The sequence below is a fragment of the Paenibacillus sp. LK1 genome (assembly GCF_002750415.1).
Taxonomy (GTDB): domain Bacteria; phylum Bacillota; class Bacilli; order Paenibacillales; family Paenibacillaceae; genus Paenibacillus; species Paenibacillus taichungensis.
The window spans coordinates 193,575-216,136 of the sequence record NZ_PEII01000011.1 but is presented as its reverse complement, the minus strand read 5'-3'; the positions used below and the strand labels follow the sequence as shown (position 1 = coordinate 216,136).

Sequence of the window (22,562 nt, the reverse complement as noted above, 5' to 3'; positions counted from 1 at the left end):
ATCATTTATCAATTGCATTTCCGTTGCATTACATCAACCTGCACACGCGGGAGATTAAAGGAGCGTCCACCGGATGGATCAAAAGCTAAAAATTGGTATTACCTGTTATCCGTCCCTCGGAGGGTCTGGCGTTGTCGCAACGGAGCTGGGCAAATTGCTTGCCGAACAGGGTCACCAGGTTCACTTTATTGCCAATAGTATCCCGTTTAGACTGGGTAAATTTCAGAAAAATATTTTTTATCATGAAGTTGAGGTCAACGATTATTACGTCTTCCGTTATCCACCGTATGACCTGTCATTGGCCACGAAAATGGCGCAAGTAGCCAAAGCACAGCAACTGGATCTGCTGCATGTACATTATGCAGTGCCCCATGCGGTGTGTGCCTTCTTGGCAAAACAAATGGTTGGTGAGGATTTAAAGGTGGTCACAACGTTACACGGAACAGATATTACCGTACTGGCGCAGGATGAGTCGCTGAAGGATCTGATTCGACTTGCCATCAACGAGAGTGATGCGGTTACGGCCGTATCCCAGGATTTAATTCGTGAAACGGTTGATTTGCTGGATATTAGGCGTCCAATCGATCTGACCTATAACTTTATTGATAAAAGAATTTATTATCCACGTGATGCAGCAAGTCTGCGTAGAGACTTCGCAGCACCTCACGAAAAAATACTGATGCATATTTCCAACTTCCGTCCAGTGAAGAGAACACAGGATGTGGTAGAAGTGTTCCGTCAAGTACAGGAGCAAGTACCAGCCAAACTGTTATTTGTTGGAGAAGGACCGGATTTGCCGAAGATTCAATGGAAGATTAATGAGCTTGGACTGAATGACAAGGTCCATTTCCTAGGCAAGCAGGATGATATTGCTCAAGTCATTTCAATGGCTGATGTGCTTATGCTGCCGTCGGAGAAGGAAAGCTTTGGTCTGGTGGCACTCGAAGCCATGGCTTGTGGTGTACCTACCATTGGTTCAATAGCAGGGGGGATCCCTGAATTGGTATTGCACGGCAAGACCGGATTTTTGTCTCCAATCGGTGACACGCAATCGATGGCGGAGAACACGATTCGTTTGTTGACAGACGACCGTTTGACAGCGGACTTTAGAGAAGCGTGCCTGAAACGGGCACACCATGATTTCTGCAACGATGCTATTCGGCATGAATATGAACAAATATACTACCGGGTGCTGGGACGTGAAGTTCCGAATCTGAAGCCGGTTTGTGGCTGATTGTCAGATAGGATTGTTCCATCTTGGAAATATATCTGTGTAAGCCACACCAAGCAACACGTAGTTATGGGGTGAGAGTAAGTGGTTCAATGGACACAGGTAGATCATGAAATGGCAAGACAAAGTGAACAGGTGCTGCGAACATTAAATGAAAAAGGATACGAAGCTTATTGGGTCGGTGGTTGTGTGCGTGATGAACTGCTGGAACGTAGCGTGGATGATATGGATATCACCACGTCCGCTTCTCCTGAGCAAGTCATGGAACTGTTTGCGGATTGCATTCCTACGGGCCTCCAGCATGGAACGGTTACTGTACGTTCAGGAGGTTTTTACTTTGAAGTTACAACGTTCCGCACTGAATCTGAATATAAGGATAATCGAAGACCCGCTGCCGTTCAATTTGTGCAGGATGTCAAAGAAGATTTGCAGCGGCGTGACTTCACCATGAATGCTCTCGCTATGGATCAAGACGGAAATATCGTTGATCCTTTCGGCGGACAATCGGATATCCAGGATGGACGGGTCAGATGTGTAGGATCGGCGACAGAACGGTTTGGTGAAGATGCGCTGCGCATGCTTCGCTGTGTTCGTTTTGCTTCGGTATTTGATTTCAAAATTGCCTACAACACCTGGAAAGGGCTTGTTCATCAAAAGGATCTGCTCCAACATATCGCCATGGAGAGAGTACGTACCGAAATGGTGAAAATGATGGCAGGCCCCCATCCGCTGCGCGGTCTGGAATTGCTGTTTCGCAGTCAGGCACTGGAGCATGTGAAGGCACCAATTCACAGGGAACGATTCAATAAAGCCCTCATGTCTAATATGGAACAATTAATGGAACAGAACGTTTTGTTGCGCTGGTCCATGATACTGATTGCAGGCCATTATACCAAGGATGAAGCAGATGCTTTGCTTCGAAAATGGACGTTTTCTAATGAAGATCGTTCCCGCATTAATGGAGTTCTGCAGGTCGAAGAGTTGATCCAGAAAGTCATACAGGAGCAAAAGGATGAAGAGACACTGCGATCAGAATGGATCATAACTGTGCTGTCTTGCGGACGTCAGGCAGTAGAGGACTGGCTCATTATTCAACCACTGCTTCCATCAGGTTGGAGAGATCAAGAGGTCCTACACGAAGAACAGATCATGGTAATACAATCCCAAGGCGCTGCATGGAGCCAATCCATGAAGGTGCACGAACTGAAAGATTTGCAAATTACAGGTGAGAACATTCTACAGTTGCTCGGACGTAAGGGTGGACCATGGCTTGGACAACTGATGAAACATCTCTTAAGAGAGACTGCGATCGGAAATATAGCGAATCAGCATGACATGCTGACCAACGAAGTAAAGCGGGTGGCTGCAGATGACAAAGCATGAGGAACTGTTACATATGTTACTAAATGCAGAAGGAGAGTTTGTGTCTGGTGAAGAGATCAGTCGCAACCTTTCCATTAGCCGAACGGCCGTGTGGAAGCACGTAAACAAACTGCGTGACATGGGTTATGAGTTTGAAGCCGTATCTCGCAAAGGGTATCGCTTGGTCACGAAACCGGACAGTATCGATGCCACAGCGCTTCAACTGGCACTGGAAACGACGGTGTTTGGTCGGAAGGCAATCATTCTGAATTCCACATTGTCCACCCAAGGTGATGTTCAGCACATGGCTGAACAGGGGCAGGGCGAAGGGACAGTGGTGCTGGCAGAAGAACAGACGGGTGGACGAGGCCGCTTTGGACGTAAATGGTTCTCACCACCGGGAAGAGGCATCTGGATGAGTGTTCTAATGCGTCCGGAGCTTGCACTGCAAAATACACCACAGCTTACATTATTAACAGGTGTGGCGGTGTGTCGTGCGATTAGATCGTATACAGGCGCTGATGCCGGTATCAAATGGCCTAATGATCTTTTAATTGATGGTCGCAAGGTATGCGGGATCCTGCTTGAATCAACCGTTGAAGACCACGAATTACGTTACTGTATCGCAGGCATAGGCGTAGATGTGAACTTCGATCCCAAGGATTATCCCGAGGATCTGATATCAATTGCTACTTCACTTAAGATGGAGACCGGACAAACGATAGACCGAACCAAACTTGCAGCGGCCATTCTCTCGGAATTGGAGCGTTTGTATTATTTGTATCAAAAAGAAGGGTTTGGCGTGATCTCTTCGCTCTGGGAAGCTTTGTCCGTATCCATGAACCGTGAAATTAAGGTGGCTAATCCGCAGGGTATCATCGAAGGTACAGCCATAGGGCTTGATCCTTCTGGTGCATTGATTTTGGAGAAGAAAAACGGTGAGCGTGTATCGGTATACTCCGGTGAAGTTTCATTGATAAATTAAACAATTTGTCGAATTTACACCGTTAAAATGAACATAAGACGTGAACTTTGGGCAGAACTTTGGTATACTGTGTTCGTGAGGCGATATCGGCTAATGCAGACCGAATTGCACTCCGGCAATAGTATGCTTTGTTCTGTTTTTAAAATGTTACAGTGACAAGGCAGGAATAGTAGTAAAGTGAGTTGTTGGATTCTGCTCTGAGCCGAAGAGGACCGAGACAGAAGGGACGATCGCAAGTGACTCTTTTTTGACTTTTCGGGACTTTTTAGTGGAAACTAAAAGGTTTTTTTGTTGCGTTTAAATTGAAAAGATGAGAGGAGCCATGACGAAAATGGCAAACAAACAAGCATTGAATATTGTGAAAATGAAAAAATATAAGCAGGACGGCGTGCCGCTTAGCATGATTACAGCTTACGATTATCCGACAGCCCAATTGGCCGAGGAAGCTGGTATCGATCTCATTCTGGTTGGTGATTCACTGGGAAACGTGGTATTGGGTTTTAACTCGACCTTGCCTGTTACGATCGACGATATGGTGTACCATACACGCTCTGTAGTACGTGGAGCGGGAAATACGTTTATCGTGGCTGATATGCCCTTCATGACGTATCATGGCAGCTTGGACGAGACGCTCAAAGGGGTTCGTCGCCTGATGCAGGAAGGTCATGCACAAGCGGTCAAGATGGAGGGCGGTCTCGAAATTGCAGATACGGTAAAAGCGGTTGTGCAAGCCGGTGTACCTGTACTTGGACATATCGGGCTTACCCCACAATCCGTGAATCAAATTGGCGGTTATCGTATTCAGGGCAAGGATGCTGCTGATGCCAAACGGCTGATGGACGAAGCCAAGGCGCTTGAAGCAGCGGGAGCCTTCGGCATTGTACTCGAACTGGTTACGGAAGAAGTGGCAAGAGCGATCTCGGAAGAACTTTCTATTCCCACAATTGGTATTGGCGCAGGTAGAGGGTGTGATGGTCAGGTACTGGTATTCCATGATGTGGTTCAGTATGCTTCCCCATACACGCCAAAACGCTTTGTTAAATCGTATGGAGACGTAGGTACATTGATTCGCAATAGCATTGAGTCCTATGTGAAAGAAGTCAAGGATCGCTCATTCCCGGCAGAAGAGCATGTATTTACCGCCGCTGACGGCGTTCTGGATCAACTATACGGACATCGTAAAGAAAAGGTGGAGACGAACGCATGAAAGTGATACGGACAATCGCAGAATTAAGACAAGAACTGAGCTTGAAACGTCAGTCGATTCAGTCCAGAGAGTCCGTTGTAGGACTCGTGCCTACGATGGGATTTCTTCATGAAGGCCATGCAAGTTTGATGCAAGCGGCTAAAGAACAGAGTGATATCGTGGTTTTGAGCATATTTGTAAATCCAATTCAATTTGGTCCGAACGAAGACTTTGACAGTTACCCAAGGGACGAAGCCAGAGATGTGGAAACTGCACGAGCAAAAGGGGTAGATATCGTATTTATTCCCTCTGTTGAAGAGATGTATCCACAGCCTACACAAACGACTGTATCGGTTTCTCGTCTAACGGATCGCTTATGCGGTGCATCACGTCCAGGGCATTTTGACGGAGTGACTACAGTCGTGTCGAAGCTTTTTAACATTGTACAACCACAGCGTGCATTTTTTGGCATGAAGGACGCACAGCAGGTAGCAGTGATCCAGCAGATGGTTAACGATTTGAACATGGCAGTTGAGATTGTGCCTTGTCCTATCGTCCGTGAGAGTGATGGCTTGGCGCTTAGTTCGCGCAACGTGTACCTCAGCTCAGAACAGCGTCAGGAGGCTCTTGTTCTGTCCAAGGCATTACGTGAGGCACAGGAAGCTGTAGATGCAGGGACGGCGATGACAGCAGCGGATATCCGCAGTATATTGCGTCAGAACATTGAACGTTCACCAATGGCTGTGATTGATTATGCTGAAATTCAGGCTTTTCCAAGCCTGGAGCCACTTGCTGATCAGGAAAAAGTTCATGGTCGTGACGATCTGTTGATCGCACTTGCAGTAAAATTCGGCAAAACAAGATTGATTGACAATATAAGGCTGCAAAAATCGGAGGTACTGTCCCATGTTTAGAACACTAATGAAATCCAAAATTCACCGGGCAACCGTTACGGAAGCAAACCTGAACTATGTGGGTAGCATTACCATAGATGAAGATTTAATGGAAACTTCCGATCTAATGGAAAATGAGAAAGTACAAATTGTGAATAATAACAATGGTGCACGTCTGGAAACCTATGTCATTCCAGGTCCACGTGGAAGTGGAGTGATCTGCTTGAACGGAGCAGCAGCTCGTCTGGTACAGCCTGGGGATACAGTCATTATCATTTCATATGCGATGATGTCTCAAGAAGAGGCAAATAATCACAAGCCTACCGTTGTGTTTGTGGATGGACAGAATAAACCTGTGCAAACGATGAAGCACGAAGTTCATGCGACGATTATGTAATCGACTGGTAAGGGGAATGAAATCGACCCATTCTACAAAAAATGAGTACAGGTCACTGCACTAATCCATTTTTTCAAGGGTGGGGATGCATCGATGTTCCAGCATGTTTTCGCAGAAATGAACGACATGTTAGATGAAATTATCAAGCGCTACCCTTCTGCTGAAGGCCTAAGCAAACAGGAATTGCTGCAAAAGTGGAATTTGCTGAAGCGGATGAGTGACGGGATGATTGATGAGTGGCTGATGTTTGAAGAAAAAATGAGCCAGGTGAGGGAAAGGGAACTGGATAAGCCTGCTTCCCTCGAACCTGAACAGGAAGCTGTTACCGCACTGCCAGAACTGCATCTGGAGTGTTTCAGTCGCGGTCAGGGATATTTCAAACTGCAAATGTACCCGCAGGCGATTATGCAATTTTCTAGGGTTGTGACCGACTATCCGGAAAGTGCATTAACTCGTTTTTACCTGGCTCTTGCTCATCTCAACCTGGAACAAACCGAGGAAGCCGGAATACACTTGCAGCGGATCATGCATCTGAACGGTTCGCCGAGATTGAAGGGGCTGGTATGTAACGTCCTGGGCTGTATCGAGGCCAAGCTCGCGAATCCTGAAGGTGCATGTTCATTATTTGCGCAGGCGCTTCAGTATGACCCATCGTTGACCGAACCGCTGTATAACATGGAAGCATGTCGATTAAACAGCGGAAAACTGCAATATGCAAATCAGCTGACTGCCTTAAATTAAGGCCAATTCGGCGGCATAAAGACGGTGTTCCCTCCTCTGGCATAGCGGCGGGGACACCGCTTTTTTGTCAGTTAATTTTCAAATGCCCTTTTTTTTGCTATGCTGTAACATAGACTGGAATGGAAGGGACCGTACATTGCAATGAAATTTGCCGTATTGGATTTCGAAACAACCGGCACGCAGTCCGACGGTGAGATAATACAGGCCGGACTTGCCATCATAGATCATGACTACAGCATAACTCAAATATATAGTTCTTATGTGAACCCAGGTGTACCGATTCCTCCGTTTATTACGGGGTTAACCGGTATTACTGATGAAGATGTGGCGGATGCTCCCTCATTGGAAGAGATGATGATGGAGATGGTTCCGCTGCTTGACGATGTTGTTCTTGTTGGACACAACGTTGCTTTTGATTTTCATTTTCTTCAAAATGCACTCGATCGATGCGGTTATCTGCCATTTACCGGACGGATTCTGGATACGATTGATTTCCTGAAGATCACGTTTCCGTCACTGGGGTCTTATCAACTCGGTTATGTGTCTTCGGAATTCGGATTTCAGCATGACCGCCCTCATCAGGCGGACAGTGATGCTCTCGCAACAGCTTTTGTATTACTGAAGTGCCTCGATGAGCTGCGTGCACTGCCTCTGATCACGATTCAGCGCCTCAGTGACCTGTTTGCGCCGGAAGACAGTGACTTGGGTTGGTTCTTTGATGGAATGCGTACTGAGAAGGAAGCAGAGCCGATTCAGGATCTGGATGGTCATACGTATTACCGCCAGCTCGCCCTGAACGTGAGTGACTGGACCGATATAGGCTCACCACGCGATGAGCGAGAAGGTAATCCGCTGGAAGGCGTAAGTTTTGAGCAGTTCATGGATCAGGTTAGAGATAACCTGAAGGAGACGCTGGACCATTATGAGGAGCGTGAGGCGCAAACTCAGATGTTCAGCAGTGTACGACAAGCTTTGGATGAAGAGAAACATCTCTTGATTGAAGCTGGAACAGGTACAGGTAAATCACTTGGGTATTTGCTGCCTGCCATCTATGAAAGTGTGAAACAGGAACAGAAAGTCATGGTCAGCACACATACCATCAACCTGCAGGAGCAATTGAGAGAGCGGGATATTCCTATGCTGACCCAGGTAGTTCCGTTCCCGTTCAAGGCAGCAGTGTTCAAAGGACGTGGGCACTATCTGTGTCTGCGTAAGTTTGAGCACAAAATCAATAAACGTGAATTCGCTACACCGAAAGAGGATTATTTTACAGCGGCTCAGATGATTGTCTGGCTTACTCAGACGGAGACTGGAGACGACGAGGAGCTTAATCTAAGCGGGCGCGGAGGAGACTTCTGGGAGACAGTACAGAGTGAGTCTGAGTCTTGTCTTGGACGTTCCTGTCCTTGGTTCCGCAAATGTTTCTATCACCGGGCCAAACATGAAGCCGGGCTGTCTGATATCGTCATTACCAATCACTCGAAATTATTTACGGATGTCAAAGCAGCACATCAGCTGCTGCCGGCCTACGAAAGTCTCGTCATCGATGAAGCACATCATTTGGAGGACGTAGCAGGTAAGCATCTGGGTCTTCATATGAAATATTTCACGTTGGTTCATACTCTGACCCGACTGTTTAAAGATAGCCGTAATGGCCAACTGCCGATGCTTCGTTCTCAATTATCGGGTCACGAAAATTCGGTACAGTGGGGCTCCATGATTGATCAGATGTTCCCGCTTGCCGTCGAAGTCAAAGAGATGTGGGATCGACTAAGTGATACATTGTTTGGACTGCTGCCTGAACGCAGCGATGCTTCTCCAGGCGAGACAGGACAATTCTCTCTTAGACTGAAGCCTTCACAAAAACCAGCTAAATGGCAGGAATTGCAGGATGCTGAAAACCAAATCTATGTCACTCTAGGTGATTTGATTCGTAAAGGCGACAAGCTGCTGCTTGAAGTGAAAGAAGATCAGGATGATTATCAGTCCGATAGTCTGATTACGGATATCTCAGGTCTGCTCAAGGACTTGGCAACGATTAAGGATAATCTGCGATTCTTCATGCGGATGGATGATGCCAACACCGTGTACTGGATGGAGGCCAGCGGCCAATTCCGCAGTAAATCACTTCAGCTCTATGCTGTTCCTGTCGATGTCAGTGCACAATTGAAGGATATGTTCTTTGATAAAAAGAAAAGCGTTGTGCTTACATCGGCTACGCTCTCCGTTGACAAGTCATTTCAATTCATGATCGAACAGCTGGGTTTGCAGGAAGCTGCCGAGAATAACCGTTTGTTAACGTCCATGTTGCCGTCACCGTTCAATTATCGAGAACAGGCGCTGCTCGTCATTCCGCGTGATTTCCCAAGCGTGAAGGGCAGTGTAGGCGATGCCCACTTTGTGGATATGCTCGTGCACTCCCTCGCGGAAACGGCTATTGCCACTCGTGGACGTATGATGGTGTTGTTCACCTCCTATCGCATGCTGCGCCAGGTCTATGACCCACTTAAGGAGGCCTTGTCAGGCAATGATATCTCTTTGCTTGGGCAAGGGGTGGACAGTGGCAGCCGTTCCAAGCTTACACGCCGCTTCCAAGATGCAAAAGCAACGGTGCTTCTTGGCACAAGCAGCTTCTGGGAAGGGGTGGACATTCCAGGAGAGGCTCTGACTTGTCTCGCGATTGTCAGACTGCCGTTCCAGCCACCGAATCATCCATTAGTCGAAGCGAAGAGCGAGCTTTTGCAGCAGCAGAAGAAAAACCCGTTTATGAAGCTGTCCGTGCCACAAGCCGTCATCCGTTTCAAACAGGGTTTTGGCAGACTGGTTCGTACAGGCAAAGACAGAGGCATTGTAATTGTATACGATACACGCGTTATTGAAGCGTATTATGGCAAGTACTTTTTATATTCATTACCTGGTCCTAAAATGGAGCACATGCTCACCGAGCAGATGGTTCCTCGTATTTCGGAATGGCTCGAGAGACCGACCGAAGAGCAACAATAACAGATACGCTCTGTAGCTTCCATTATTGCAAGACGCCAGTGGTTGGCGGTAAAATTAAGTAATATGATTTTTGTTTCGTGGATATGCGAGTAAAGCAATTAAAGGAATAAAAGCAATTATCCATTATATAACAACGAGCATCCTGTTTAACTCAGTAATCTTTTTGCTCGTTCTAGACAGGGTGCTCATCTTTTTCATCTATCTATCGTGGCCTTTGTAAGGGGGAGCAATGAATGAAATCAGATAAAATTTCGGAAGCCGTGGTGCGTAGATTGCCTGTTTACTTGCGTTATTTGAATGAACTGCATCAGCGCGAAGTCAATACGGTCTCTTCACAAGAACTGGGACTGAGGCTGGATTTGAATCCTGCCCAGATTCGTAAAGACCTGGCTTACTTCGGTGACTTTGGTCGTAAAGGGATCGGGTATGACGTTTCATATCTCATTGAGAAAATCCGCCATATTTTAAAAATAGACCAGCAGATCAATGTAGCTCTTGTCGGAGCAGGTAATTTGGGACATGCCTTGTCTAATTACAATGCCTATCTCAAAGACAACATGAAGATCGTCGCTGTATTTGATGCCTACGGTCCGAAGATTGGGAGTCAAATCAACAGTTTGACGGTGCAACCAATGAATGAATTAACGGATTCGGTCAAAAAAGACAACATTCGTATAGGTATTATCACGGTTCCGGATACGGAAGCCCAAAATGTTGCAGATCAACTGATTGAGTCAGGAATTGAAGCGATTCTAAATTTTGCGCCAACGATTCTGAAGACTCCGCCGCATATTCGTATTCATCATGCCGATTTTACGACGGATTTGCTTAGTCTGGCTTATTACTTGGAGAATGGAAAGGACGACGAGGAAGATGACGACAAATAGATGGGTAATTCACAACGGCAAATTTGCCGTGTGTGAGGGTACGAATTGGAAAGTGGTTCAAGGTTTTATGGTTGTTGAGAATGACAAGATTGTGCATATTGGTGAGACATTGCCGGAAGGAGACGAAAGTCTGACAAAGGTGGACGGAAAAGGACTGTTCTTCTTGCCGGGTCTGATCAATACGCATGGTCACGCGGCCATGTCACTTCTGAGAGGCCATGGAGACGATCTGGCGTTACAAGTATGGTTGCAGGAGAAAATGTGGCCAATGGAAGCCAAAATGACGTCTGAAGACGTATATTGGGGCACATCACTATCTGTTCTTGAAATGTTGAAAGGCGGAACAACAGCTTTCCTGGATATGTATGATCATATGGATCAGGTGGCGAAAGTGGTGGAACAATCCGGCGTTCGGGCTGCTCTGGCACGTGGGGTAATCGGACTTTGCTCAGAAGAAGAACAACTGCGCAAGCTCGAAGAGTCCGCAGCATTTGCCCGTCAATGGAATGGACAAGCAGACGGAAGAATTACAACTGTAATCTCTCCACATGCCCCTTACACTTGCCCTCCGGATTACATAGAGAAGCTGGTACAGGTTGCTCATGACCTGAATCTGCCTTTGCATACGCATATGTCTGAAACGCTTCGTGAAGTGGAACAGAACGTGGCTGATCACGGACTTCGTCCGGTTGCACATCTGGAGAAACTAGGATTTTTCTCCCGTCCATCTCTGGTTGCCCATGCGGTACATCTGAATGATGAAGAGATCGAGATTCTCGCAAAGCATGATGTAGCAGTTTCCCACAATCCAGGTAGTAACCTGAAATTGGCTTCGGGTGTTGCACGAGTACCTGATCTGTTGAAAGCAGGCGTGACTGTGTCCCTGGGAACAGACGGACCAGCAAGTAACAATAACCTGGATATGTTTGAAGAGATGAGATTGGCTGCGTTGATTCATAAAGGTGTATCTGGTGACCCTACTGCAGTGCCAGCAGGGGAAGCGCTTCTGCTTGGAACTTCATATGGTGCCAAATCCATATTCCTGAATAATACAGGCGCTCTGCAAGTTGGCATGAAGGCTGACTTCATCGCGTTGAACATTCAACAAGCTCATTTCTATCCGCATACGGATCTGATTTCCCATACGGTCTACTCGGCATCGGCCAAAGATGTGGAGCATGTGTGGGTGGATGGTAAACAAGTGGTTAAACATGGCGAATGTCTTACAATGGATGAAGAGCGCATTCTGCGTGAGTCTCAGCTGGCATTTGACAGTTTGCTTGGCCGATAATTACAAGGACAGCATCGTCATAGGGAAAGGAAGTTCAGCTTTTGAAGAAAAAAAAGAAGTGGATATGGATTTCGCTGCTGCTCCTGGTTCTGATTCTGTTTGGACTTCAGCGTTATTATGTCTATGTTACCCAGGATCAGCGCAAGGAAGAGGCGTTGGCCATACAGGCGGCCCAGGAACAGCTGGGGATTACGTCCCACGAAGAGCTGCGTAAGTATGTTTGGGGACAGAAAGACGGCGGAGACAACATATACTGGACCCTGATCGGCAAAAATAAGGATAACCAGGATGTCATGGTGTGGGTGAAGTTTGATGAGAATAACAAACCGGTGACGGGAACTAATGCGGTACACGGGGAACTGTTAAAGAACGGCATGAATGAGGCTCAGATTCGAAATCGGTTCAGCTCTGAAGTTCCGGGCGGGGAGATCAAACGAATCATGCCAGGCGTTGTGAATGGAATCTATGTATGGCAAGTGTATTACAACGATGATACGCACAACTATTATCGGTTTTACCGCTTCAGCAACGGGGAACAGGTGGACCTGGTCTATACGATACCGAACAGCTAGAATTAGCAGACGTACTAACGTCTGAAGAGAATACATTAAAGAACCGGCAGACGGAAACCCGACTGGTCCGGTTCTTTGACGTACTTTGTTGATCATTTTGGATTTGAATAGTTAAAATTAATAATTTATTCATATTTTCGCCTTAGATATTGTATATACGATGTGATATACTCAAATATGTATTCAAGGATACATCATACACAAATAAATCCTGTTAGGCACATCACAGGACATTACGTACACATATTTATATTCTTGCCTACAAGTTATAGGATGGGCCAAAATTTAGGAGGGGTAACTCACTTGAAAATAAAAGTATTGCCTATTGCTCTGACTGCCGTCATTTCAGCCGTTGTGTTGTTTGGAGGTTGGTTTGTGTATCGTCATTTGGCTGTGCAAAGCCCAATTGAAAAGATGGTTACCCAGTACGATGGAGTCAATGATGTTCAATTAACTATTAACCGCAATGATGTACAGTTGAAACTCGATCTGCAGCCGGATGTTGATCTGGGCAGGTTGGTACAATATATTCACAAAGAAGGACAGACCTTGATTGGCACTCGTTCGTTGAAGTTGGATGTCGTGGATCATTCCAACGAAGCGCTGGAGAGCTGGTGGGGAAGCGCGATGTTTACCGTAGCTCAAGCGATGGAAAACAAGCAATACACCGAGATTACACCGACCTTGTCTAAAATGGCTACAAATGGGATCAAGGTAAATACAGCCATGGATGACAATAATGTATATGTCAGTCTCAGAGATGGAGATGCCAGCAAGTTTATCATTCTGCCGCGTGTGCCCGGTCAGATAGGAGTGTGGCCTAATGCCTAAATGGACGAAAGAAATTGCCATTGGATTTGTACCCGTATTAATTATCTTTCTCGCTTTTATCGGTGTAAACATGATTCCCATTCTGATCGCTGCAATGCTTGTGGGTGCTCTGCTGCTTATGATGCAAATGCGTGGCGGAATTACGGTGGGCGCAGGTCAGGAACGTAAACGCAAGAAAAAAGGACCTTCCAAGCTGACTTTTGAAGAAATCGGGGGTCAAGAGAGTGCCAAGCAGGAACTGCGGGAAGCGCTTGATTTTCTCATTCGACATGAAGAAATTCAGAAGTTTGGTATTCGTCCTTTGAAAGGTATCCTGCTTACTGGCCCTCCAGGAACAGGTAAAACCTTGATGGCCAAAGCTGCTGCTCATTATACCGATTCTGTTTTTGTTGCTGCTTCAGGCAGTGAGTTTGTTGAGATGTATGTTGGTGTAGGTGCAGGCAGAATACGGGATTTATTCCGTGATGCAAGAACACGTGCTGCTAAAGAAAATAAGGAAAATGCCATTATATTTATCGATGAAATTGATGTAATCGGTGGAAAACGGGAAGGCGGACAACAGCGTGAATATGATCAGACGCTGAATCAGCTGTTGACGGAGATGGATGGCATATACTCTTCCGACACACCGCGCATCCTTGTGATCGCCGCTACGAACCGAAAAGAAATGCTGGACAGCGCGTTGACACGTCCAGGACGCTTTGACCGTCATATACAGGTAGACTTGCCGGATAAGAAAGGCAGAAAACACATACTGGAGCTGCATGCAGTCAATAAACCTCTTTTGGAAGGGGTAAGTCTTGAGAAGACAGCAGAAGAATCCTATGGTTTCTCTGGAGCACAGCTGGAAAGCGTTATGAATGAAGCTGCAATTTACGCTATGAGGGACGGGCTGCCCAACATTGAACAGCGTCATCTGTCCCTTGCGATTGATAAAGTAATGATGGGTGAGAAGACAGACCGCGAATCCAGCGTAGAAGAGAAGAAAAGAGTGGCTATTCATGAATTGGGACATGCCATCATGGCTGAACTGGTTCGTCCTGGCAGTGTGAGTCAGGTTGCACTCAGCCCTCGTGGACAGGCCCTGGGATATGTACGTCATAACCCGCAACAAGAGCAATTTTTGTACACGAAGCGCTTCCTTGAAGAGCAAATCATGATTGCCCTCGGAGGTGCAGCAGCGGAGGAAATGTATTATGGTGGACGCAGTACTGGATCACGCAATGACTTTGAACAAGCAACGAATGTGGTACAGACGATGATGGCTTCCGGGCTCACAACGTTGGGTATTGTTAACATGGATATGGTCACAACGGAAGAACTAATGCGGGAGAACAAATTGATCCTGCAAGACCTGATGGAACAGACCAAACAATTGCTTGAAGAACAGCGGACAATTTTCGACAATTCTCTCGACACGTTGCTCAGGGAAGAAGTATTGTCTGGCGATCAATTTCGTTGTCAATTTCGTGACAGCGCCCTTCTACCGGCATAATTTATTTATGTCGGTTATTTTTTTTTACATTTCAGTCGTGCTAAGATATTATTATATGTTGGGTCGAAATTTGTAATTTTCGGCGAACAGGGTACAATAGAGAAATAGAGAACCGAAAGGATGGAGCAGAACCATGTTTTTCAAAAAGATAGGAGTTGTCGGCGGCGGCACGATGGGGCAAGGTATTTCCCAGATGCTTGCAGCCAAAGGACTTGATGTGCTTCTGGTGGAACACACAACGGAGAAGCTGGATCATGCATATAACATGATTGAGACTAACCTCGATAAACAACTGGAGAAATGGGCTATTACGAAGGCTGAGAAGAAATTGATTCTCTCCCGTATTACCAAAGTTGCTCATCTGGCTGAACTCGGAACTTGCGATATGGTCATTGAGACTATTTCTGAAGATCTGGAAGCGAAAAAAGCGGTATTCAGTCAACTTGACCAAGTTTGCCCAAGCAACGTAATTCTTGCAAGTAATACATCCACGCTGAGTTTGACTGAGCTTGCAAGCTCAACCAAATACCCAGAGCGTGTTATTGGTATGCACTTTATTCACCCGGTTTCCCGGGTTGATCTTGTAGAAATTATTCGTGGTCTGAAAACATCCGATTCCACTTTTGCAGAAACTAGACGTTTTGTAGAAGAAGTAGCGGACAAAAAAGGCGTTATGATCTATGAATCACCTGGATTTGTTACGTCCAGATTGATCTGTCTTTTGATCAACGAAGCGCTGCATGTACTGCAGGAAGGTGTCGCTTCCGCTGAAGATATTGATGACGCTATGCGTATCGGATACAATTTCCAGCACGGACCGCTTGAGATGGCAGACCGTTTCGGTTTGGATTCAGTAGAAGCTGCACTTGAAAGAATGTTCCGTGAATTCGGTGAATTGAAATATCGTCCTTCCACAGTCCTGAAGAAAATGGTACGTGCAGGACACCTGGGTGTAAAAACAGGCGAAGGATTCTTCAAGTACGACAAGGATGGTGACCGGCTGTGAAAGTACTCGTAATTAATGCGGGGAGTTCCTCGCTCAAATATCAATTGTATAACATGACGGATGAATCCGTATTGGCAAAAGGTCTGGTAGAGCGGATCGGGATGGATTCTTCCATTCTGACTCATAAACCAACCGGCCGCGAGGATGTTACGGAAGTTAGCGAAATTCTAGAACATACTACAGCGATTCGTAAAGTTATTGACATCCTGACAGACAAAGAAAACGGTGTGCTTGGTTCCGTTGATGAAATTCAGGCTGTGGGACATCGTGTAGTTCACGGTGGTGAAGCATTTAAGGAATCAGCATTGGTTGATGATGCTTCCAAAGCAGAAATCCGCCGTCTGTTCGATCTGGCTCCACTGCATAACCCTGCAGCAATGATGGGGATTCGTGCGGCTGAATCCAATATGCCAGGGGTACCACAGGTAATGGTCTTTGATACGGCTTTCCATCAAACGATGCCTGAAAAAGCATATCTGTATGCCATTCCACGTGTGCTTTACAAAAAGTATAAAGTGCGTCGTTATGGAGCACATGGTACTTCCCATGATTACGTAAGCAAGGCAGCAGCTGAATATCTGGATCGTCCATTGGAAGATCTGAAGATCATCACATGCCATGTTGGTAATGGTGGTAGCGTAACGGCTGTACATGGCGGCGTATCCGTGGACACGTCCATGGGTATGACTCCACTCGAAGGATTAATGATGGGAACACGTAGTGGTGACCTGGATCCGGCCATTGTACCTTATGTTATGAACAAGGAAGAACTGAGCGTGAGCGAAGTAAACTCCATGTTGAATAAGCATAGTGGACTTCTTGCAATCTCCGGTATTAGTAGCGACATGCGTGAAATCACGGAAGGTATGGAGGCTGGCGATGCTAACTCCACGCTTGCATTTGAGATGTACGAATATCGTTTGCGCAAATACATCGGTTCTTATGCAGCAGCAATGAACGGTGTAGACGTGATCGTATTTACGGCTGGTGTAGGTGAAAACTCCGTTGTTCTTCGCCAAAAAGTATGTGAGCAACTCACGTATCTGGGTGTTGAACTGGATGAAGCGCTGAATGCAATTCGCTCTGGAGAACCACGTCGCATCACAACAGCGAATTCCAAAGTAGACGTTCTCGTAGTTCCTACGAACGAAGAATTGGTGATTGCAAGAGATACACACCGAATCGTATTGAATTCTCTGTAATCTAATTGTAAAGTGAATATAGCATGACAAGGAAGTGCAGGGGACAGGCATATGCCTGCCCGCTGCATTTTCAAATTCAGGATTCCAAGGAGAGATATGTGCATGAGTACGGATTGTGTAATTCGTAATGTGAGTGAGCATGTGGGCGAGACTGTTAAGATCGGCGCCTGGATTAACAACAAACGTTCCAGCGGCAAAATTCAATTTTTGCAACTGCGTGATGGAACCGGATATATTCAAGGGGTAGTGGTTAAGAGTGAAGTCAGCGAAGATATCTGGAATGCTGCAAAGAGCTTGACTCAAGAAAGTTCATTGTATGTAACAGGAATTATCCGTGAAGAACCACGTAGTGCATCCGGTTATGAGATGACGGTTACTGGTGTGGAAATTATCCATCTGACTGAAAACTATCCAATTACTCCAAAAGAGCATGGGGTAGACTTCCTGATGGATCATCGCCATCTGTGGCTGCGTTCGACAAAACAACGTGCGATTATGGTTATTCGTGCGGAGATCATTCGCGCTGTTCAGCAGTTCTTTGATGGTAACGGATTCACACAGGTTGATCCTCCGATTCTTACACCTTCATCTGCTGAAGGAACGACGAACTTGTTCCACATCAAATACTTTGATGAAGATGCCTATCTGACACAAAGTGGACAGTTGTATATGGAAGCTGCAGCAATGGCGCTGGGCAAAGTGTACTCCTTCGGTCCTACTTTCCGTGCCGAAAAATCCAAAACACGTCGTCACCTGATCGAGTTCTGGATGATTGAGCCGGAAATGGCTTTTGTGGATCATGAGGAAAGCCTGCGAGTGCAAGAGAAGTTTATTGCACACGTAGTTCAAACGGTTCTGAAAAACTGCCGTGCTGAACTGGAGTCCATTGGACGTGATGTATCCAAGCTTGAAAAAATTGTAGCTCCATTCCCGCGGATTACGTATGATGAAGCGATTGAATTCCTGAATGGACAAGGCTTCGATATTCCTTGGGGAGAAGACTTTGGTGCTCCACACGAAACGGCGATTGCCGAGAAATACGAAACACCGGTCTTTATTACCCATTATCCGGCTGGGATCAAGGCATTCTACATGAAACCTGATCCAAATCGTCCTGAAGTGGTCCTCTGTGCAGATATGATCGCACCAGAAGGATACGGAGAGATCATTGGCGGTTCCCAGCGTATTGATGATCCGGAACTGATGCAGCAGCGCTTTGATGAGCATCAATTGTCGGAAGAGGCATATCAGTGGTATCTGGACTTACGTAAATACGGATCGGTTCCTCACTCCGGCTTCGGTCTGGGATTGGAGCGGACGGTAGCATGGATCTGTGGATTGGATCACGTACGTGAAACAATTGCATTCCCACGTATGCTCTATCGTCTGTACCCTTAATGCTTAACCGCGAGTCCATGGAAGAAACCGGCTCCAAAGCCTGGTTGAATGGAGCAGCTTACGGTATGGCATCAGGGACAGCGCAGCTCCCATATGCTTTATTGCGCTATTATCATCAGCTGGGGTTAAGTGATGCAGAGGTGCTTCTGCTGATTCAATTGTTTGGATTCCGGCAAGTCGAATTCAATGAGTTCCCAACGCTTGAAGAGCTTGCAACCCGTATGGGTCTTGCTCCTGAAGGCATCGCCAGAATGCTGCAACGTCTTATGAGAGACGGGTACATTCACATTGACGAGCATCGGGATGAAGAGCGTGACATTCAATATGAACGGTATGATCTTCATGGATTATATGCCAAGCTTGCAGGTTGTACAGCAGAGGATATGGCCGTTGCTCGTAAGCAGCAGCTGGACAGTAATGCATTGCGCCCGGATTCGAACAGTGTTCAAAAAGAAGAGGAAGAACGAAATATGTTCTCTATTTTTGAAAAAGAATTTGGCCGCCCGCTTTCCCCGATGGAATGCGAGACTATATCCAGCTGGTTGGATCAGGATCGCTATCAGGAGGAACTGATTCTCATGGCATTGAAGGAAGCGGTGTTTGCTGGTAAAGTGCATTTCCGCTATATAGATCGAATCCTGCTTGAATGGAGTCGTAACCGCGTGAAGAATGTGCAGGACGCCAAGGCATATACGCAGCGGTTTCGTAACGGAGGACGTTAACACCAATGTTAGATTAGGCAACAACTTCATTCAGAATAAATCAAAAACAGGCCAGAATTTATTCTGTGCCTGTTTTTTTAGATTATAGAGATGTTAAGTAAGATGCATTAAGTTCCCGGTAGGACTGACTTTTCAGGCAATGTAAAACCTTTTTATAAAAAAATGAATGAATACGCAGGGGTCAACAAACAAGTTGTCGTCTATTGTAGTGGAGAGGAGGGGAGAGTTATTGATGAAGCGCGCTTAATTGAACAAATCCGTCAAGGCGATACATCCCAGATGCGCTTGTTGATCGAAAAGTACAGCCAGCATGTATACCATGTGGCCTACTCCGTATTGCGGAACGATCAGGATGCACAGGATGCAGCACAGGAGGCGTTCATTCAGATGGTTAAATCTCTCCCCGATTACCGATCCGAAGGTTTCAAAACGTGGTTAACCCGAATTGCCTTTCACAAAGCAATTGATGCCAAACGCAAGCTGGGCAGACGAAGCGCTGAGGATCTGGGCGGAGAAGAAAAAATAATAAACATGCCTGGTCGTGAAGAAGATGTTCTTGCCCGCCTTGTGCGTGAAGAGCGTCAGGAGAAGTTGCGCGAGCGTATCAATCAGCTGCCTGCCCAGCACAGGGACATTATAACTGCGTATTACTTAAGCGAAAAAAATTATGAGCAGATTGCCCGTGATGCACAGGTGGCAGTGAAAACCGTGGAGTCCCGTCTGTATCGTGCCCGGCAGTGGATTCGAAATCATTGGAAGGAGGATGAGTGGCGTGAGAAATAAAAGAATGTATACCGTCCAGGAATGGACTGATTATATTGAAGGCCGAATGACTGCAAACCAGGCAAGTATGATGGAACAGGTGCTTATGGACGTTCCGGCAGCAATGGACAACTATCTCGAAGCACTCGGCATTCATCGGGAGCTGCCACAACTGAAGGACCCGGTAGGCTTCGCCGATACAGTCATGAATCAAATTACGGAAATGCAATCCTCCAAGCCAAAGCGCAAATCGCGTTCCGGACGAAGACGTCTCTGGCTGGATCACAAAGTGTTTCATTATGCTGTAGCGGCTTGTCTGACGTTAATCTTCCTCTCCTCAGGGCTATTTGACAAGGTTGCGCCTTATCATAAGTTCCAGGATGGTGATCACAGAGGTTCATTTACGGAAAAATGGACGGAGGCAGCTACTTCATGGCTGGATCACTTCAAGCCTGGACCATAAATTAAATTTATTCGCATTGCCTGAAAAGAAAGGATGAAGACTGTGCAATCAGATCGTAACAAATTACTTGCATTCTTATTAAACCTGATTCCGGGTTTGGGTTTTCTCTATTGGGGTCGACCTGCCAGAGCTGTAATCTATCCATTACTCTTTTTTGGGACAGCTGTTGGTTCGTTTATGCTGGCAATTCTGGTGAGTGAGCGGGAATTAATGATTCTTGGGGCTTTGGGGACCATATTCTTCTGGTGTGTCAGCATGCTGGATATGATTATCGTTCTGCTGCGTGCCCCATCGCCTAATGATGCCCGATACCATGGATATGGCGCACATTACAGTGGACCGCATCAGGGGGCGGCATATCAGGGAGCATACACTGGTCAGGAAGGTCATCTGGGACAGATGGAGATGGACATGGAGGGAATACATCAGCATCAGGGTGGTGAGTATGGTGGCCCCGAAGGGGCTTACGGTCAACCCATGTATCGAAAAGGCAGTGAAAGCGAACGATTTTTTACGATTTTGCTTTCTTTTGTTCCAGGTCTGGGACATCTTCATCTCGGACTGTTACATCGCGGTTTATCATTCCTGATCGCGTTCTTCGGTTCATTTGCCATGATGGTTTTTGTAGCTTCCATTACGAATGAATCCGTATTTCTGATGTTCTTGCTCATTCTGCCTGTCATTTGGGTATACTGCATGTTTGATGCCGTCCAGCACGTGCATCGCAAGCAGGCTGGTGAGGTATTGCAGGATCGTACGTTGTTCGAGGAGCTGGAGATGGGCAGGGCTTCTGGACGGAGAAGCAAAGTGCTGGCAACCCTGTTGTCAGCCTTCCCGGGTGCGGGCCATCTGTATCTTGGACTGCAAAAAAGAGGCATGCAACTCATGTTCCTGTTTCTCGGCAGTATCTACGTTCTGGACCTGCTTCATTTATCGGTGTTCCTGTTCATGATTCCGTTGATCTGGTTCTACAGCTTCTTTGACGGACTTCAGTGTTCAAGCCGGTATGGCCGCGAACCGTTGACAGATCAACCCATTTTCAAGGATTGGGCTCGTCACCAGCGCCTGATTGGATTCGGAATTGCTGCGTTGGGATTGTACTATCTGTTTATCCGTTTGGTCATTCCACAGCTCAATGAGATGTTCCCGGATGCATTTATGACGTACGAGATTCGTTCGTATGTGAACACCGTCATTGTGTCCTTGCTGCTCATTTTTGGCGGTCTGAAGCTGTTGTTTGGCAAGCAGAGGGGGACGGGTATCCCTAGTGCGGCTCATCGAAATGATGAGGGAGCAGACAGTCTCTTTTTATTCAAGGATCGGGATGATCGATTGTAGAACTTTACAGATTTTTTCTGAATGGGAACAAAGAAATCATAGAAAACAAGAAATTTTCCAAACATAAAAAACACGCCAAGGCCTATGTATATCAGCCTTGGCGTGTTTTGGTTGTGCAGCTTTGATTTCGAATAAATGATTGCTATTTCGTAGCACCCTTTAACAGAAGCTGACGGTACATCACTTCAAATAGGAACTCGAACGCTTCCAAATGACGTTTGGCTTCAAAAGCATCTTTGCCCCAGGCATAAATACCGTGGTTACGCAGTAAAATTCCCGGTACGTTGGCATCAAGTACACCTGGCACCAATTCAGCGATAGATGGAATATCTGCAAAGTTAGGTAGGACCGGTACACGAATCTCCGCATTTTCTTCCCAGATGTTGAAAGCCTTGATCAATTCGATGCCTTGAATCGGTACGTGTCCGTCTGCTCCAAAGAATTCACTGATCAGGTTGTTAAATACGGTATGCACGTGGAACACCGCGCCGCAGCCGGTTAAACGATAGATTTCGCAGTGAATTAACGTTTCAGCGCTCGGTTTCAGGGTTGTGGTCTCAATGGCTTTACCATGCTTGTCCACAAACAGAAAGTCTTCCGGTGTACGGAGAGATTTGTCTTTGCCTGATGCAGTAACTGCAAAGTAGAATTGCTCCGGGTCGAAGTCGCCCACACGCATCGAGAGGTTGCCACTTGTACCAGGGAACCAGTTACGGCTGGCAAACAGCGCTTTGATATCAGCCAGCTCTTCGAGGACCTGGCGTTTATGTTCCAATGTAATCTTTTCAAAACCCATT

The 22,562-nt window shown here is 46.4% G+C and carries 21 protein-coding genes; 20 read left to right on the top strand and 1 reads right to left on the bottom strand.

Annotated features, from left to right (window positions below; translation table 11 throughout):
* Positions 1–73: 73 nt before the first annotated feature.
* The 20 genes from bshA to CS562_RS23430 all read left to right on the top strand — a co-directional run bounded on the left by bshA (position 74) and on the right by CS562_RS23430 (position 21,765).
* Positions 74–1,234, top strand: coding sequence for an N-acetyl-alpha-D-glucosaminyl L-malate synthase BshA (bshA, locus tag CS562_RS23525; RefSeq protein WP_076288956.1), 1,161 nt, complete (start codon positions 74–76; stop codon positions 1,232–1,234).
* An 81-nt stretch (positions 1,235–1,315) separates the two neighbouring features.
* A complete protein-coding gene (locus CS562_RS23520; RefSeq protein ID WP_257219589.1) occupies positions 1,316–2,614 on the top strand; it encodes a CCA tRNA nucleotidyltransferase in 1,299 nt (432 codons plus the stop codon).
* Positions 2,601–3,578: a biotin--[acetyl-CoA-carboxylase] ligase gene (locus CS562_RS23515; RefSeq protein WP_099858389.1), complete on the top strand. Its 978-nt coding sequence runs from the start codon at positions 2,601–2,603 to the stop codon at positions 3,576–3,578. Before CS562_RS23520 ends, CS562_RS23515 begins: the two co-directional genes overlap by 14 nt.
* Positions 3,579–3,909: 331 nt before the next feature.
* Positions 3,910–4,785: a 3-methyl-2-oxobutanoate hydroxymethyltransferase gene (gene panB / locus CS562_RS23510; RefSeq protein ID WP_099858388.1), complete on the top strand. Its 876-nt coding sequence runs from the start codon at positions 3,910–3,912 to the stop codon at positions 4,783–4,785.
* On the top strand, positions 4,782–5,678 hold the full coding sequence (gene panC, locus CS562_RS23505; protein WP_099858387.1) for a pantoate--beta-alanine ligase: 897 nt from the start codon (positions 4,782–4,784) through the stop codon (positions 5,676–5,678). The genes panB and panC overlap by 4 nt, the downstream gene beginning before the upstream one ends.
* A complete protein-coding gene (gene panD / locus CS562_RS23500; protein WP_024630626.1) occupies positions 5,671–6,054 on the top strand; it encodes an aspartate 1-decarboxylase in 384 nt (127 codons plus the stop codon). Before panC ends, panD begins: the two co-directional genes overlap by 8 nt.
* Positions 6,055–6,147: 93 nt before the next feature.
* Complete coding sequence (locus CS562_RS23495; protein ID WP_063566796.1) at positions 6,148–6,795, top strand: tetratricopeptide repeat protein; 648 nt, start codon at positions 6,148–6,150, stop codon at positions 6,793–6,795.
* Positions 6,796–6,936: 141 nt separating this feature from the next.
* Positions 6,937–9,798: an ATP-dependent DNA helicase DinG gene (gene dinG / locus CS562_RS23490; RefSeq protein WP_099858386.1), complete on the top strand. Its 2,862-nt coding sequence runs from the start codon at positions 6,937–6,939 to the stop codon at positions 9,796–9,798.
* A gap of 233 nt (positions 9,799–10,031) precedes the next feature.
* Positions 10,032–10,685 (top strand): redox-sensing transcriptional repressor Rex, encoded by a 654-nt coding sequence (locus tag CS562_RS23485; RefSeq protein WP_053780717.1) that lies wholly within the window; start codon positions 10,032–10,034, stop codon positions 10,683–10,685.
* Positions 10,672–11,976 carry an amidohydrolase gene (locus CS562_RS23480; protein WP_099858385.1) on the top strand — a complete coding sequence of 435 codons (1,305 nt, stop codon included), beginning with the start codon at positions 10,672–10,674 and terminating at the stop codon, positions 11,974–11,976. Before CS562_RS23485 ends, CS562_RS23480 begins: the two co-directional genes overlap by 14 nt.
* Positions 11,977–12,017: 41 nt before the next feature.
* On the top strand, positions 12,018–12,548 hold the full coding sequence (locus CS562_RS23475) for a cell wall elongation regulator TseB-like domain-containing protein (RefSeq protein ID WP_076288963.1): 531 nt from the start codon (positions 12,018–12,020) through the stop codon (positions 12,546–12,548).
* A 303-nt stretch (positions 12,549–12,851) separates the two neighbouring features.
* The gene (locus CS562_RS23470; RefSeq protein ID WP_099858384.1) at positions 12,852–13,379 is read left to right on the top strand and encodes a hypothetical protein; all 528 of its coding nucleotides are present in this window, start codon (positions 12,852–12,854) and stop codon (positions 13,377–13,379) included.
* Positions 13,372–14,874, top strand: coding sequence for an AAA family ATPase (locus tag CS562_RS23465; RefSeq protein WP_099858383.1), 1,503 nt, complete (start codon positions 13,372–13,374; stop codon positions 14,872–14,874). Before CS562_RS23470 ends, CS562_RS23465 begins: the two co-directional genes overlap by 8 nt.
* 133 nt (positions 14,875–15,007) lie before the next feature.
* Positions 15,008–15,880 carry a 3-hydroxyacyl-CoA dehydrogenase family protein gene (locus CS562_RS23460; RefSeq protein ID WP_063566802.1) on the top strand — a complete coding sequence of 291 codons (873 nt, stop codon included), beginning with the start codon at positions 15,008–15,010 and terminating at the stop codon, positions 15,878–15,880.
* Positions 15,877–17,082, top strand: a complete 1,206-nt coding sequence (locus CS562_RS23455) for an acetate/propionate family kinase (protein WP_099858382.1) — start codon at positions 15,877–15,879, stop codon at positions 17,080–17,082. Before CS562_RS23460 ends, CS562_RS23455 begins: the two co-directional genes overlap by 4 nt.
* 102 nt (positions 17,083–17,184) lie before the next feature.
* Positions 17,185–18,480, top strand: a complete 1,296-nt coding sequence (gene asnS, locus CS562_RS23450; RefSeq protein ID WP_063566804.1) for an asparagine--tRNA ligase — start codon at positions 17,185–17,187, stop codon at positions 18,478–18,480.
* 17 nt (positions 18,481–18,497) lie between these two features.
* Positions 18,498–19,202, top strand: a complete 705-nt coding sequence (locus CS562_RS23445) for a DnaD domain-containing protein (RefSeq protein ID WP_053780724.1) — start codon at positions 18,498–18,500, stop codon at positions 19,200–19,202.
* A 279-nt stretch (positions 19,203–19,481) separates the two neighbouring features.
* Positions 19,482–19,985, top strand: a complete 504-nt coding sequence (locus tag CS562_RS23440; RefSeq protein WP_256716797.1) for an RNA polymerase sigma factor — start codon at positions 19,482–19,484, stop codon at positions 19,983–19,985.
* Complete coding sequence (locus CS562_RS23435) at positions 19,975–20,427, top strand: hypothetical protein (protein WP_099858381.1); 453 nt, start codon at positions 19,975–19,977, stop codon at positions 20,425–20,427. Before CS562_RS23440 ends, CS562_RS23435 begins: the two co-directional genes overlap by 11 nt.
* 42 nt (positions 20,428–20,469) lie before the next feature.
* A complete protein-coding gene (locus CS562_RS23430; protein ID WP_257219588.1) occupies positions 20,470–21,765 on the top strand; it encodes a multi-tm2 domain protein in 1,296 nt (431 codons plus the stop codon).
* Positions 21,766–21,907: 142 nt separating this feature from the next.
* Here the strand turns inward: CS562_RS23430 and CS562_RS23425 are convergent, their stop codons facing one another.
* Positions 21,908–22,561, bottom strand: a complete 654-nt coding sequence (locus CS562_RS23425) for a methylthioribulose 1-phosphate dehydratase (protein WP_036607600.1) — start codon at positions 22,559–22,561, stop codon at positions 21,908–21,910.
* Between the last annotated feature and the right edge of the window lies 1 nt (position 22,562).